The 12,570-nt window shown below is 68.1% G+C and carries 14 protein-coding genes and 1 pseudogene; 7 read left to right on the plus strand and 8 right to left on the minus strand.

All coding sequences use genetic code 11. The features are described 5' to 3' along the window. Positions 1-41 precede the first annotated feature (41 nt). Positions 42-1,034 carry a DUF8320 family protein gene (locus NK1_RS10995; protein WP_157104207.1) on the plus strand — a complete coding sequence of 331 codons (993 nt, stop codon included), beginning with the start codon at positions 42-44 and terminating at the stop codon, positions 1,032-1,034. 15 nt (positions 1,035-1,049) lie between these two features. On the opposite strand, the gene NK1_RS35650 is transcribed toward NK1_RS10995, so the two are convergent. Next, complete coding sequence (locus tag NK1_RS35650) at positions 1,050-1,355, minus strand: LuxR C-terminal-related transcriptional regulator (RefSeq protein ID WP_374726696.1); 306 nt, start codon at positions 1,353-1,355, stop codon at positions 1,050-1,052. Positions 1,356-1,533: 178 nt separating this feature from the next. Between NK1_RS35650 and NK1_RS11005 the strand changes: the two genes are divergently transcribed. Beyond that, positions 1,534-2,181, plus strand: coding sequence for an LppP/LprE family lipoprotein (locus NK1_RS11005; protein ID WP_063905964.1), 648 nt, complete (start codon positions 1,534-1,536; stop codon positions 2,179-2,181). Between the two features lie 15 nt (positions 2,182-2,196). On the opposite strand, the gene NK1_RS11010 is transcribed toward NK1_RS11005, so the two are convergent. Continuing rightward, positions 2,197-2,682: a GNAT family N-acetyltransferase gene (locus NK1_RS11010; protein WP_218023099.1), complete on the minus strand. Its 486-nt coding sequence runs from the start codon at positions 2,680-2,682 to the stop codon at positions 2,197-2,199. 82 nt (positions 2,683-2,764) lie between these two features. Between NK1_RS11010 and NK1_RS11015 the strand changes: the two genes are divergently transcribed. Continuing rightward, on the plus strand, positions 2,765-3,658 hold the full coding sequence (locus NK1_RS11015) for a LysR family transcriptional regulator (protein WP_036505687.1): 894 nt from the start codon (positions 2,765-2,767) through the stop codon (positions 3,656-3,658). A gap of 9 nt (positions 3,659-3,667) precedes the next feature. Here the strand turns inward: NK1_RS11015 and NK1_RS11020 are convergent, their stop codons facing one another. The 4 genes from NK1_RS11020 to NK1_RS11035 all read right to left on the minus strand — a co-directional run bounded on the left by NK1_RS11020 (position 3,668) and on the right by NK1_RS11035 (position 7,042). Next, on the minus strand, positions 3,668-5,230 hold the full coding sequence (locus tag NK1_RS11020) for an aldehyde dehydrogenase family protein (RefSeq protein WP_245660438.1): 1,563 nt from the start codon (positions 5,228-5,230) through the stop codon (positions 3,668-3,670). A 161-nt stretch (positions 5,231-5,391) separates the two neighbouring features. After that, positions 5,392-5,973: a carboxymuconolactone decarboxylase family protein gene (locus NK1_RS11025; RefSeq protein ID WP_063008417.1), complete on the minus strand. Its 582-nt coding sequence runs from the start codon at positions 5,971-5,973 to the stop codon at positions 5,392-5,394. Then, positions 5,973-6,284 (minus strand): carboxymuconolactone decarboxylase family protein, encoded by a 312-nt coding sequence (locus NK1_RS11030; protein ID WP_063008418.1) that lies wholly within the window; start codon positions 6,282-6,284, stop codon positions 5,973-5,975. Before NK1_RS11030 ends, NK1_RS11025 begins: the two co-directional genes overlap by 1 nt. 113 nt (positions 6,285-6,397) lie before the next feature. Continuing rightward, the gene (locus NK1_RS11035) at positions 6,398-7,042 is read right to left on the minus strand and encodes a TetR/AcrR family transcriptional regulator (protein ID WP_063008419.1); all 645 of its coding nucleotides are present in this window, start codon (positions 7,040-7,042) and stop codon (positions 6,398-6,400) included. A gap of 200 nt (positions 7,043-7,242) precedes the next feature. Here NK1_RS11035 and NK1_RS11040 point away from each other — a divergent pair, with 200 nt between their 5' ends. From NK1_RS11040 to NK1_RS33615, 3 genes and pseudogenes are all read left to right on the plus strand, one after another. Continuing rightward, on the plus strand, positions 7,243-8,427 hold the full coding sequence (locus NK1_RS11040) for an LLM class flavin-dependent oxidoreductase (protein ID WP_063008495.1): 1,185 nt from the start codon (positions 7,243-7,245) through the stop codon (positions 8,425-8,427). A gap of 4 nt (positions 8,428-8,431) precedes the next feature. Then, entirely contained in the window at positions 8,432-9,502 is a 1,071-nt protein-coding gene (locus NK1_RS11045; RefSeq protein ID WP_063008420.1) for an alcohol dehydrogenase catalytic domain-containing protein, read from the plus strand. Positions 9,503-9,693: 191 nt separating this feature from the next. Then, positions 9,694-9,855, plus strand: a pseudogene (locus NK1_RS33615) (AMP-binding enzyme); the annotation flags it as partial. Here the strand turns inward: NK1_RS33615 and NK1_RS11050 are convergent. After that, positions 9,839-10,234 (minus strand): hypothetical protein, encoded by a 396-nt coding sequence (locus NK1_RS11050; protein WP_157104208.1) that lies wholly within the window; start codon positions 10,232-10,234, stop codon positions 9,839-9,841. The pseudogene NK1_RS33615 and the gene NK1_RS11050 sit on opposite strands and share 17 nt — an antisense overlap. Before the next feature lie 279 nt (positions 10,235-10,513). On the opposite strand from NK1_RS11050, the gene NK1_RS11055 reads away from it, so the two are divergent. Next, on the plus strand, positions 10,514-11,050 hold the full coding sequence (locus NK1_RS11055; RefSeq protein WP_063008422.1) for a hypothetical protein: 537 nt from the start codon (positions 10,514-10,516) through the stop codon (positions 11,048-11,050). A gap of 10 nt (positions 11,051-11,060) precedes the next feature. On the opposite strand, the gene NK1_RS11060 is transcribed toward NK1_RS11055, so the two are convergent. Continuing rightward, complete coding sequence (locus NK1_RS11060; protein ID WP_374726708.1) at positions 11,061-12,497, minus strand: glyceraldehyde-3-phosphate dehydrogenase; 1,437 nt, start codon at positions 12,495-12,497, stop codon at positions 11,061-11,063. Positions 12,498-12,570: the final 73 nt, after the last annotated feature.

Raw genomic sequence — 12,570 nt, forward strand, 5'->3', positions numbered from 1 at the left:
CGGCCTCCGGACCCGTCCGCGATGCTCGCACCCTCCTGGGCATGGATACCCGGCCGGCCTGGCTGATCGCGGCCTTCTACCTGATTTCGGAAGCGGCACTGAGTCTTTCGTCCGCGCAGCAGACCCGGCATCTGTGGCCGGTGCTCACCGGACTGGCCGTCACCGCCGCCGCGACCGCGGCACTGCTGCGCATCCGGCCCGATCCGCTGCCCCTCCCCGCGACCGCCGCGCTGGCCGTCTCGATTCCGGCGACCGCGGCGCTGACCCTGTTCAACCTGCCGATTCCCCCGACCTCGGTCGCGCAACTGTGGTCGTTCGGGTGCGGGACGGTGACCGCGACGTTCATGTGCGTGCGCGGGCGGACCGGCGCCGCATGGGCCGGGCTGCTGTCGATGATCGCCACCTCCGCCGTGTGGTCGTGGCAGAGCGGGCAGGGTTTCGGTCACGGCGTCGCGATTTCGGCGATCAATCTGGGACCGCTGATGATGGCGACCTTCTTCGCCTACACCCTGCGTCCCGCGGCGCGGGCCATCTTCCGGCTGCGGGAGGAATCGACCCGGCAGGTGGGTTCCGAAGCCGCCGCGGCCGCCGCGCTCGACGAGCGCCGCGACCAGATCCAGCGCCTCGACGATATGGTTCGCCCGATTCTGGAACGCATCGCCGGCCCGCAGCCGCTCGACGACCGGACCCGCGACGACTGCCGCGTGATCGAGGCGCATCTGCGCGATACGCTGCGCGCCCCCGTGCTCGCCGCCGAACCGGTCACGACGGCGGCGCGCGACGCCCGGTTGCGTGGCGTCGACGTCGTCCTGATCGACGACCACGGCATGGACGACCTGCCTGCCGCCGCCCGCCGCCGGGTACTGGGCACCGTCGCCGCGGAGTTGGCCACCGCGGCCGCCGGGACGGTCCATGTTCGAATTCTGCCGCCGCACAGGGCGATTCTGGCCACGGTCGTCGTCAACGATCCCGGCTCCGGCATCAGGCGGATCGAAATCGACGCCCCCGGACCGCTCGCCGGCGCCGCGGGCTGATCGGCCACCGCGACGTCAGATGTCGTCGAGATCCAGATACCCGTCCTGCAGGGCGCGCGCCAGCAGGGCGGCCTTCGTCGGCGCCGGCCTGCCCGCGGCGCGGTACTTCTCCCGGATCCGGGCGAGGTGAGTGTTGACCGTTCCGGGCGCGATGAACAGCTTGCGGCAGACCTCGCCTTTGGTCTCGCCGAGAATCCACGCGAGCAGTACTTCCACTTCCCGGGCGCTGAGCTGCGGCCGCGGTTCCGGGGCGGCGGCGAGCGAGGCGCGATCGACGATCGCGGGGGCGAGACAGGCCGGAACCGGCGACAATTCGGACACGATGTCTTCCTGTTCTGCAGAAGCCGACGGCGTCGCCGTTCCCCCGGCGACGAGTCCGTCGAACGCTACGCAGTTGCCGGGCCGTCCGGCAGGTTCCAGTTGCTTGACACGAAAACTGGGGTCACCGTTCGCTCGGAAAACGAAGGGACTCACCGAGCCCATCCGCCACACTCGACATATGACCGTCGCCGCGCAACGCACCCCCGCCACTCGCATCCCGCGTCGACCATTGCGGAGGGCATGGCTGCCGGTGGTCGCCGGCGTGGTTCTCGCCGCGCTGACCGGCTGCGGACAGGGGACCGAAAATGCCTCCGCCACTACGAGTTCCGCCGCGCCCGCGTCGGTGTCGCCGACGCCGGTCGACCACACCACGCACGAAACCGCCGCCGCCACCACGAATTCCGGCTCGGCGGACTGCACCACCGACCTCTCGGCGCCGGAGATCCGCCGGGCCGTGGCGACCCTGCCGCCGTACGACGCCGGTGGCGGTGTCACCTGGGCGTGGAACGACAACCCACCCGCATTGCGCGGCACCTACAACCGGTGTTCGACACTGTCGGTCGTGGTGGTGACGATCCAGGGCGCCACCGCGAGCTCCCCGGAGCACGCACTGCTGTTCCACCGGGGCGACTACGTCGGCACCGCCACGCCGAAAGCCCAGGCATTCACCACCGTCGACACCAGGACCGGTACCGACGACACCGTCGTACTGACCTACAAGACACCGGGCAGCTGCAACGCCTGCCCCGACGGGACCTATACGACGGTGTCGTTCCACTGGAACGGCTCGGGTGTGGACACGCAGGGACGTCCACCGATCAACTGATCGCCCCGAAAAGGTTCAGACGGCCGAAACCTGCTGCGTCAGATCGAATTTCATGAAGACGTCGGCACGATCGTAGGGAATCGGCCGCAGTTCCGCCGGCGGCACATGCACGAATCCCACCGATTCGTACAGGTGCACGGCATCGGCCAGGCGTCCGTTGCTCACCAGGAACAGCGAGGTCGCGCCGGATGCGCGAGCGTGGTCGATGGCGGCGTTCAGCAGCTGGCGGCCGATCCCCCGGCCCCGGGCCCGCGGCGCGACCGCCATTTTCGAGATCTCGAAAACACCCGGATCCTCCGCGACCAGGGCGACACACCCGACCCGGTCGTCACCGTCGCGGGCGATCAGGACCTGCCCGCCGTCCGCCACGATCCGCTGCGGGTTGTCGAGAGTGGCGAGATCGGCCGGTTCGACGCCGAACAGAGCAGTGATCCATTCCAGATTGAGTTCTTTGAAGGCGGCGGCGTCGGCCGGCCCGGACATCGGTTCGACGAGAATCACTTCACCAGGATGCGCGCCGCAACCCATAGCGTCCAATATTCGATAGCTCCGATTGATATCTTGAGCTTATGGATGGCGGCAAATGGACGGGGTAGAGCTGCGACACCTGCGCTACTTCCTGGCCGTCGCGGAGGAATTGCATTTCGGACGCGCGGCCGCCCGCCTGCACATCGCCCAGCCCGCCCTGACCCAGCAGATCCGGCGGCTCGAGACGCTGCTCGGCGCTCGCCTGTTCGATCGCACCTCGCGCACAGTGGCCCTCACCCCCGCCGGCGTCGTACTGCGTGAGCGCGCCGAGGCCCTGCTGGGGCATGCGCAGCGCGATCTGGCCGAGGTCTCCCGCATCGGGCAGGGTGGACAGGGGACGCTCTACCTGGGCTTCGTGCCGTCGGTACTGCCGCTCGAACCCCTGCGCGGGGTGCGCGCGTTCCGCGACCGCTATCCGTTGGTCGAGGTCGATCTGGTCGAGGGGTTCACCAGCCATCTGATGGAGCGGCTCGCCAACGGCGCCCTGGACCTCGCCATCGTGCGCGATCCCGACCCGCAGCCGGGAACCACCACCACACCACTCATGACCGAGCCGTTCGTCGCGGTGGTGCCCGACGACCATCCGCTCGCCGCGCGCGATACCGTCACCGGCGCCGATCTGGTCGACCACCCGATGGTCTTCTTCCCCCGCGCCGCCGGCTCGCTGGCCCACGACCGGAACCTGGCACCCCTACTGCGATCCGGCCGCCGGCCTCGCATCGTGCAGGAGGCCACCAACTGGACCATCATCCTCTATCTGGTGGCCGCGGGTCTCGGCATCACGGTCGCGCCGCGCAGCGCGACCTTCACGGCACCGGCCTCGGCGCGCATCATCGCGCTGACCGAAACCGATGCCGACACAACCATTTACACCGCGCACCGCACCGGCGACGAGCGACCGCTGGTCCACAATCTGCTCGCCCTGCTGCCCGGCCCGGGCACGGCGTGAGGGCGCTCGTCAGGACAGCAGCTTGCGCATGATCTTGTTGCCGAAGCCGTAGCGGATGAGACCGTCGAGGTTGCGGATGGTCTTCTCCGAATACGGGTACCAGATGCTTTCCTGCTTGGGCTGCCAGCGATCGATCAGCACCGGCTGGGCGTGGGTGAAGCCGCGCAGTGCTCCCGGGCCGTTGACCTGGCCGACACCACTGTCCTTGCGACCGCCGAAGGGCGCCTCGGGCACGCCGTAGATGACGGCCGCGTCGTTGTGCACGACGGAACCGGTGGTGAGCTGGGCCGCGATGCGCCGGGCCTTGGCGGCGTCCTTGGTGAACACCGAACCGCTCAGCCCGTATTTGCAGTCGTTGGCCAGCCGGATGGCTTCGTCCTCGTCACGGACCCGCATGATGGCGGTCACCGGACCGAAGGTTTCCTCGGTCATCAGGTCCATGTCGTGATGTGCGCCGACCACGACGGTGGGCTGGAAATACAGGCCGTCACCGGTGTCCGCGGCGCCACCCACCACGATGTCGGCACCCTTGGCCTTCGCATCGTCGATGTGGCGGATCACGATGTCGCGCTGGCGATCCCAGAACAGCGGGCCCATATCGGTGTCACCGGGACCGTAGGTGACCGCCGCGGCCTTCTCGGTGACCAGCCGGATGAATTCGTCCGCGACGCTGTCGACGACATAGATGCGTTCCACGCTCATGCAGACCTGGCCGGTGTTGAACATCGACAGATACACCGCACCGGCGGCGGCGCGCTCGAGATCGGCGTCCGCACAGACGATCATGGCGTCCTTGCCGCCGAGTTCCAGCGTGCACGGCAGCAACCGGGTCGCGCAGGCGGCCGCGATCTTGCGACCGGTGCCGACGCTGCCGGTGAAGCACACCTTGTCGATTTCCGAATCGACCAGTGCCGCACCGGTTTCGCCGTCGCCGTGCAGCACCTGCACGACATCCTCCGGCACACCCGCCTCGTGCAGCACCCGTGCCACCCATTCACCCGACCGCGGCGTCACCTCCGACGGTTTGAACACCACGGTGTTACCGGCGACCAGCGCCTGCACCACCGGATTGAGCGACAGCACGAACGGGGCGTTCCACGGCGTCACGACACCGACCACGCCCAGCGGCTGATACTGCATGTACAGCTTCTTGAGCGGTTTCAGATAGCCGTGCAGCCGCTGCCGGTGCGAGCGCAGATCACGGCGGGCGCGTCCGGTCCAATAGTTGAGGAAGTCGCAGGCGGGCACGATCTCGACGCCGAGCGCCTCGGCCTCGGGCTTGCCGGTCTCGGTGCGGATGGTCTCGGCGATCTCCGCGCGCCGGGCGACGATCACACCGACGGCACCGCGCAGGATCTCGGCACGCTCGGCGATGCTGCGCGCGGCCCAGGCCGGCGCAGCGGCACGGGCACGCGCGACCGCGCTCTGCACCTCGGCGGTGGTGTCCACCTCGAGTTCGCCGATGCGCCGGCGATCCACCGGACTGTCCAGCGCCAGCGTGCGCCGATCGCCCTCGGTCGTCGGCAGTGGGTGGACGATGGCCATGATCTTCCCCTCGGTCGGAACTGGCATTCCAGTGCGATTTCGGTTGTCACACAAGGGTTGTCGCAACCGAATCGATCGCACGGCGGACGGCCCTCGTGACCTAGTAGACAACTTACCAAAACTGTCTACCCATTGCGAGAACTTGTTCTAGATTTCCGCCGGGCAGATACGTACGGACCACTCTCGTACTACCGATAACCCCGCTTCAGCAGGTACTTGGCCCCCGCGCCGAAACCCTCCGGACTCAGCACGTCGAATCCGAACGCATCGGCGAGCCGGTTGGTCGTGTTGAAGGCGGCGCATACCGCCAAGGCGTCCTCGACCTGGTGCGGCGATACCCCGGCGGACAGCACCTTTCGGACATCCTCGGCGGAGATCTCTCCGTCACGGGACAGCTTGCCCAGCAGGAGCAACGTCTCGCGCAGGCCGGCACCGATCGGCGCGGAGTTCGGATCGTCGAGCACCGCACGGACTTTCGCGTCGTCGGCGTAGGCCTGCCCCGCGGTCGCGGTGTGCGCACCGATGCAGAAGGCGGAGGCGTTGACCTTCGATACGTACGCCGCCATCAGCTCCCGGTCGGCGACCGACCACTCGGAGGGGCCGCGCATCGCCGCGTGGGTGAACGCCTTCGCTCGCGTGCCGTAGAAATCCGGCCGGTAGAACACCAGCTTGGCGGCGTCGGGCAGCGGCTGACCGGAGAACACTCGAACGGCCCTGAACAGCAGTTTGGTTCCGGGCCGATAGCCGTGGTTGAGGATGTCCGGTCGCATCAGCCACGCTCCCGGGTCGCTTCGGCGAGCGCGGCGAGTCCCGCGTCGTACTGCCGTGCGGACTGTCCGACCGCGGCCGCGATCACCAATTCGACGAGTTCGTCCTCGCCGAATCCGGAGGCCCGCGCCGCGGCGAAGTCGGCATCGGTCACCTCGGTCGGCCGGGTCGCGACCTTGTCGACCAAGTCTCGTACCGGGGGCGGTCCGGCGTTTCCGAAGGCTTGCGCCCGCTGTTCCCGCGGCGTTCTGCCCTCGCCGTCGAGCACCCGATTCACCAGATCCCGGAATACCGCGTGTTTGTCCTGCGCCATCTCGCCTCCTGACAGCCGGTTCCCGGCGCGAGCCGTGACGGCAGGCGCCACGAAGACGAATGTACCTCCGGAAGCCGGGTCCGCATGCTCCACCAGCGAAATCGGGCTCGAGATCAGTCCTTCTCGCGGAGCAGGCGGTCGAGCCCCCCGGAGAGAAAGGCGACCTGATCCTCGTAGAAGGCGGTCAGCACATCGGCGGGCAGAGGGTCGGGGTGGGCGTGCCAGTCTCCCGCGCGCGCGAGTGCCTGGAGAAATCCCATGAGGGCGATGGCCCAGCGCGATTCCAGGCGTGCGGGATCGGCCTCGGGAAAGGTGCGGCGCACCTGGACGTGCAGATGATCGCGCAGGTTCTGCTCCACCGCGCGCAGGGCGGGATGGTCGCGCGCCGAGACCTGGGTGACGATTCTGACCCACCGCATACCGCGGGTGCGGTGCCGCAGGAGCAGATCGCGGTAGGGCTCGGTGACGGCGCGCACCAGCTCCTCGGTGGTCGGCGCCTCGTCCCGCGCGGCGAGGCGGTCGGCGTTGGCGCGAATGCTGTCGCGCACGGCGGCGCCGAGATCCAGCAGCACCGCGGTGATCAGGTCGTCCTTGGTGCCGAAGTGATAGTTGACCGACGCCGGCCCCAGGCCCGCGGCCGCGTTCACCGCGCGCACCGACACCGCGTCGACCCCGTGCGCGGCGAACAGACGCTCGGCCGTCTTGACGAGCCGGCCGCGGGTCGCGTTGCCCTGACGGTTGGGCGCTGGAGCGGACACGGGATCACCCTCCGTACTGGTTCGATCGATCCGATCTTCCCAGAAACCCTATCTCATACGCACACGGAAAGCATTGGGGTAACGAGTTTCTCGAGCCATCTCGGTCACCGAGACAGGAAACTTTTGGATCGAGTGATCCATGTTAAGCAGGACACAGCGCGGTGAAGCAGATCACAGACGCGCCGTTCGAAGGAGACTCCGTGCACACGTCCGAATCCTTACGATTCGGGGCCTTCCTCGCCCCGTACCATCCACTGAACGCCGACCCCGCACTGCAGTTGCGGCGCGATATCGATCTGATGGAACACCTCGACCACCTCGGATTCGACGAGGCATGGATGGGTGAGCATCATTCGACCGGCGCCGAAATCGTGCCCGCGCCCGATGTTTTCATCGCGGCCGCGGCCGAACGGACGCAGCGGCTGCGCTTCGGCACCGGCGTGGTGTCATTGCCCTACCATCACCCGCTGGTCACCGTCGACCGCATCACCCAGCTCGATCTGCAGACCCGGGGGCGGCTGATCTTCGGCACCGGGCCGGGCAAGATCCCGCTCGACGCACACATGATGGGCATCGACCCCTCCGACCAGCGCCGGCGCCAGGGCGAGGCGCTCGAGGCGATCCTGGCGCTGCTGCGCAGCGACGTGGTGAACATGTCCACCGATTGGTTCACCCTGCGCGACGCTCGCGCCCAGCTACCCACCTACGACCCGGCCGGGATCGAGATCGCCACGGCCTCCACCGTCTCCCCCAACGGCTCGGTGCTCGCCGGCACCCACGGCCTGTCACTGCTGTCGCTCGCCGCCAGCTCACCGGCGGGTTTCGATGTGCTGGATCGCAATTGGGGAATCTACGACAAGGTGTGCGCGGAGCACGGCCACAGCGCGGACCGTTCGCGGTGGCGGCTGGTCAATCCGATGTTCCTCGCCGAAACCCGCGCCGACGCCGAGCGCGCCGTCGCGCGCCGGATCGGCTCGATGGCGGCGTATGTGAACCGCCAGACCGGGCAGCGACCCGAGTGGGCCGAATCCGGTAGGGGGATCATCGACCACTGGCGCAACGACAGCCTCGGCGAATTCGGCCAGGCCGTCATCGGGACACCGGACGAGGCGATCGCGCAGATCGAGCGCCTCCTCGACAAGACCGGCGGCTTCGGCACCCTGCTGATCCTGCATGTCGACATGGCCGACTGGGAGGACACCAAACGCAGCTACGAACTGTTCGCCTCGGAGGTGATTCCACACTTCCGGCGGCGCAACCTCGGCCGCGAGGCGAGTCTGCAGTACGCCGAGGATCACCGCGACCGTCTCATCGGCGGACTGGTCACCGCGATCACCAAGGCCCACACCGACTACTACGGCGAATCCGCCGCGACAGGAGCGTGAATCGATGCGTGCCGTGGGATATCTCGACGGAGAATTCACTGTCACCGAGGTCGCCGATCCACCGGCTCCCGGGCCGGGGCAGGTGCGCATCGCGGTCGCCGCCTGCGGCATCTGCGGCAGCGACCTGTCGATGGCCAAGGACGCCGGACGGTTCGTGCAGGTCGCCGCGGACAGCGGTTACCCGCTGGCCACCTTCGATATCGAACGACCGGTGGTATTGGGACACGAATACGCCGGGACGATCGTCGAAACGGGTTCGGGCGTCACGGATTTCGCGGCCGGCGACCGCGTGGCGGGCATCGGGCTGGCCACCGAGGCCGGCACCGGCATCCCGACGATCATCGGCTATTCCAACGACTATCACGGGGCGTTCGGCGAGCACATCGTGGTCGACAGCGTCTGGGTCCGGCACGTACCGGACGGGCTGTCGCTCGAGCATGCCACGCTGGCCGAACCGCTGCACGTCGGCGAGATGCACGTGCAGCAATCCGGTCTGCGCGCCGGCGATTCTGCCCTCGTGATCGGCTGCGGCGCCATCGGTCTGGGAGCGATCATCGCCGCCAAGGCGCACGGCGCGGGGGTGGTCGTGGCCTCCGAGCCGTCTCCGAAACGCCGCGCCCTGGCGCTCGCGGTGGGCGCGGACGTCGCCGTCGACCCCACCGAACAGGATCCGATACAGGTATGGAACGCCCTTGTCGCGGAGCGTAATTCGCTCGTCGACCCGGGTGCGGTGGGCACGCTGATCGCCTACGAATGCAGCGGCCGGCCGGGCATGCTCGACACCCTCATGCACGGATTGCCGTTCAATTCGCGCATCCAGGTCCTGGCCGCGGGCTTCGCGACCGAGACGATCGTTCCGGTGGTGGGCCAGTTCCGCCGCATCGCCGTCAATTTCGGGCACGGCCCCTACGAGGACGCCTACGACATCACGCTGCGGCGCCTGGCATCGGGGGAGATCGACGCCGAGGCGATCATCACCGGCCGCGTGGGACTCGACGGGGTCGCCGACGCGTTCACCGCCCTGCGCGCACCCGACGAACACGTGAAGATCCTGGTCCTGCCGGAGCGACGATGAGACCGCGGCGGCGAATACGCGGCGCCCACCGGCCTCGCGAATTCGCCGCCAAACTAGTTGGACGTCCTATAATCTCCCGCCTATGAGTCTCGATCCCCGCACGCACACCATCGACGGGGTGCTGCACCGTTCGGCGGCGTAGGTCCCCGGCCGCACCGCGCTGACCTTCGACGGCCGGAGCTACACCTACCGGGAACTCCGCCGATGAGCTGATCGCGCACGTCAAAGATCTGATCGCCCCGTTCAAGGTGCCCAAGAGCGTTCGCTTCGCCGCAGCGCTCCCCCGCAACCAGAGCGGAAAGCTACTCAAACGCGAACTGCGCGAACCGAGCTCGATCACCACGGTCCGATGACGTGTTCGAGCAGGGCCAGCGCGAACGCGCCCACCACCGCCAGCCCGAACCCCGCCGCGGTGGTGAGCGCCAGCGCACGCCCCAGCCGGACGCCGTGCGCGCGCACGATCATCAGTCCCGCCGCACCACCGAGTACGGCCAGCAGCAGGCCGCCGCCCATCACGAGATAGAACACCGCGGCCAGTGCCGCGTTCACCGCCTCGCGCAGTCCTTCGGCGTATACACCGAACGGAATCGGAAACCGATAGACACTCGCCACCATCGCCGCGGCCACCGGCGCGGTGAGCACGGCCGCCAGCGCACCCCACAGCACGCCCACCCACAGAGCCACCCCCGATACGCCGCGCGGCTCCGCCGGACCACCGTCCCCGAACCTCATACCTGACCTCGCGTTCCACCTGTCGCCGGGCACTCGCGCACGCGCCGGGCCCGAATGCCCGGCTCCGCCAGAGCAAACCAGACCGACGCGCCGCACCGGCAGAGGGGTACCACGGCGTGCACCGACTCTGGTCCCGGCAGCCGAATCGGGCGGTCGACGCGGCGGCCGATCGACGGTCCGGGAGATCCCCGATGTCCTAGGGTTGTTCGGGGCGGCCCACCTGCCCTGTGCCCGACCCGAGGCCGCGCCCCGCATCGGACGATCGGAAACGGGAGACTCATGGACGGCAGCCGCAACGCACTGCTCCACGGTCCCCTGTTTTCCCGCCGGAATCCGCTGGACCGCAACAATGCCGCGAGCCGGATCAGTGCCTACGTCTACGGCAACATCCTCATTCTCGCCGCGTTGATCCCGGTGACCACCACCGCGGAGCATGTCGGGATCCTGGTGGTCATCGGCACCGCGCTGTCGACCTTCGTCGCGCACGCCTTCGCCGAGGGCGTCGGTCAGGCCGTGCGGGAGAACCGCGCGCTCACGCCGCGGCAGCGGTGGGAGGATCTGCGCGATTCGGTGCCGATTCTCAGCTCCGCGGTACTGCCGTCGATCATCCTGGCGTGCGCCGCCTTCGGCTGGCTCGCACCCCGCACCGCACAGATCGTCGCCGAGGTGGCGATGCTCATCCGCATCGGCGGCATCGTCTTCGTGATCGAACGGCTCAAAGGCGCCCGCCCCGGCCGCTCGACCATCCTCACGGCACTGCTGCTGACCGCCGTCGCGACGACGGTGGTCGTCGTCAAGATCGTCCTCACCCACTGAACGGGTTCGGCTACCCCGCCTCGACCGCGGCCAGGGCGCGCACGTCGGCGGCATCCTGCGACCGGTCCGCGAACTGCGGATAGGTCGGGTACTCGATACCCGAGATGTACTGCACGGTCCGGACCACCTGGGACGAATAACCGAATTCGTTGTCGTACCAGCAGTACAGGATCGCGGTGTCGCCCTCGACGATGGTGGCGTTGGCGTCGATGATCGAGGCCGCGCGCGAGCCGATGAAATCGCTGGACACCACATCGGTGGCGGCGGTGTAGTCGAGATTGCGGCTCAGCGGACCGGCCAGCGACACCTGCCGCAGATATTCGAGCACCTCGGATTTCGTCGTCTCCCGCTCGAGCTGCAGATTCAGGATGGCGACGGACACGTCCGGGGTGGGTACGCGGATCGAGTTGCCGGTGATCTTGGCCTTGAAGTCCGGCATCGCCTTGGCGACGGCGGAGGCGGCGCCGGTTTCGGTGAGGACGAGGTTGAACGGTGCGGAGCGGCCGCGGCGGTCCGCCTTGTGATAGTTGTCCAGCAGGTTCTGGTCGTTGGTGAACGAATGGACGGTCTCCACGTGGCCGCGGGTGATGCCGAATTCGTCGTCCATGGCCTTGAGCGGCGGCACGATCGCGTTGGTGGTGCACGAGGCGCACGAGAAGATCCGCTGCGTCAGATCCAGATCGCGGTGGTTGACGCCGTGCACGATATTCGGGACGTCACCCTTACCGGGCGCGGTGAGGACCACCTTCGCGATGCCGGGACGCAGATGCTGCGACAGCCCCTCGCGATCGCGCCACTTGCCGGTGTTGTCGATCAGGATCGCGTCGGAGATTCCGTATTCGGTGTAGTCGATCGTCGTCGGATCGTCGCTGTAGATGAACTTGATGACATTGCCGTTGGCGATGATCGTGTCGTTGTCGGCGTCGACCTTGATGGTGCCGTTGAAGTGCCCGTGCACCGAATCCCGGCGCAGCAGCGACGCGCGCTTGGCCAAATCACCGTCGCCGCCGCGGCGGACCACCACCGCACGCAGGTTCAGTCCGTTGCCGGAGCCGACCTTCTCGATCAGCAGCCGGGTCACCAGCCGGCCGATCCGGCCGAAGCCGTACAGCACGACATCGCGCGGGCCCGGCGACTGCGCCTTGTTGCCGCCGATCACCTCGGCCAGGACCACCTCGGTGAATGCACGAACCGACAGCCCACGGTCATCGGCGCGATAGGCCACGACCAGCTGGCCGAGATCGATCTTGCAGGGGCCGAGGTCCAGTTCGTCCAGGACGCGCAGGAACGGCAGCGTCTCGTCCACCGACAGCTCTTCGCCCTCGATCTGGCGCGCGAACCGGTGCGTCCGCAGAATGCTGATCACCGATCGGTTCACCAGCGACCGGCTGTGCAGCAGCACCGTCACACCCTTTGCCCGATACAACGTGCCGATGATGGGGATCATCGCCTCCGCGGCGGCTTCCTGGGCGTTCCAGCGGTCAAGTTGTTCGGTAGTCAACGCAGGTCCTCGGTTTCCT

Origin of the sequence: Nocardia kruczakiae NBRC 101016 (genome assembly GCF_001612965.1) — a bacterium.
Lineage (GTDB): Bacteria > Actinomycetota > Actinomycetes > Mycobacteriales > Mycobacteriaceae > Nocardia > Nocardia kruczakiae.

Bases quoted from the DNA above. Each gene is read 5' to 3' on its own strand.
- NK1_RS10995 (WP_157104207.1), top strand. From the start codon at position 42: ATGGATACCCGGCCGGCCTGGCTGATCGCGGCCTTCTACCTGATTTCG.
- NK1_RS11005 (WP_063905964.1), top strand. From the start codon at position 1,534: ATGACCGTCGCCGCGCAACGCACCCCCGCCACTCGCATCCCGCGTCGA.
- NK1_RS11015 (WP_036505687.1), top strand. From the start codon at position 2,765: ATGGACGGGGTAGAGCTGCGACACCTGCGCTACTTCCTGGCCGTCGCG.
- NK1_RS11020 (WP_245660438.1), bottom strand. From the start codon at position 5,230: ATGCCAGTTCCGACCGAGGGGAAGATCATGGCCATCGTCCACCCACTG.
- NK1_RS11025 (WP_063008417.1), bottom strand. From the start codon at position 5,973: ATGCGACCGGACATCCTCAACCACGGCTATCGGCCCGGAACCAAACTG.
- NK1_RS11030 (WP_063008418.1), bottom strand. From the start codon at position 6,284: ATGGCGCAGGACAAACACGCGGTATTCCGGGATCTGGTGAATCGGGTG.
- NK1_RS11045 (WP_063008420.1), top strand. From the start codon at position 8,432: ATGCGTGCCGTGGGATATCTCGACGGAGAATTCACTGTCACCGAGGTC.
- NK1_RS11050 (WP_157104208.1), bottom strand. From the start codon at position 10,234: ATGAGGTTCGGGGACGGTGGTCCGGCGGAGCCGCGCGGCGTATCGGGG.
- NK1_RS11055 (WP_063008422.1), top strand. From the start codon at position 10,514: ATGGACGGCAGCCGCAACGCACTGCTCCACGGTCCCCTGTTTTCCCGC.
- NK1_RS11060 (WP_374726708.1), bottom strand. From the start codon at position 12,497: ATGATCCCCATCATCGGCACGTTGTATCGGGCAAAGGGTGTGACGGTG.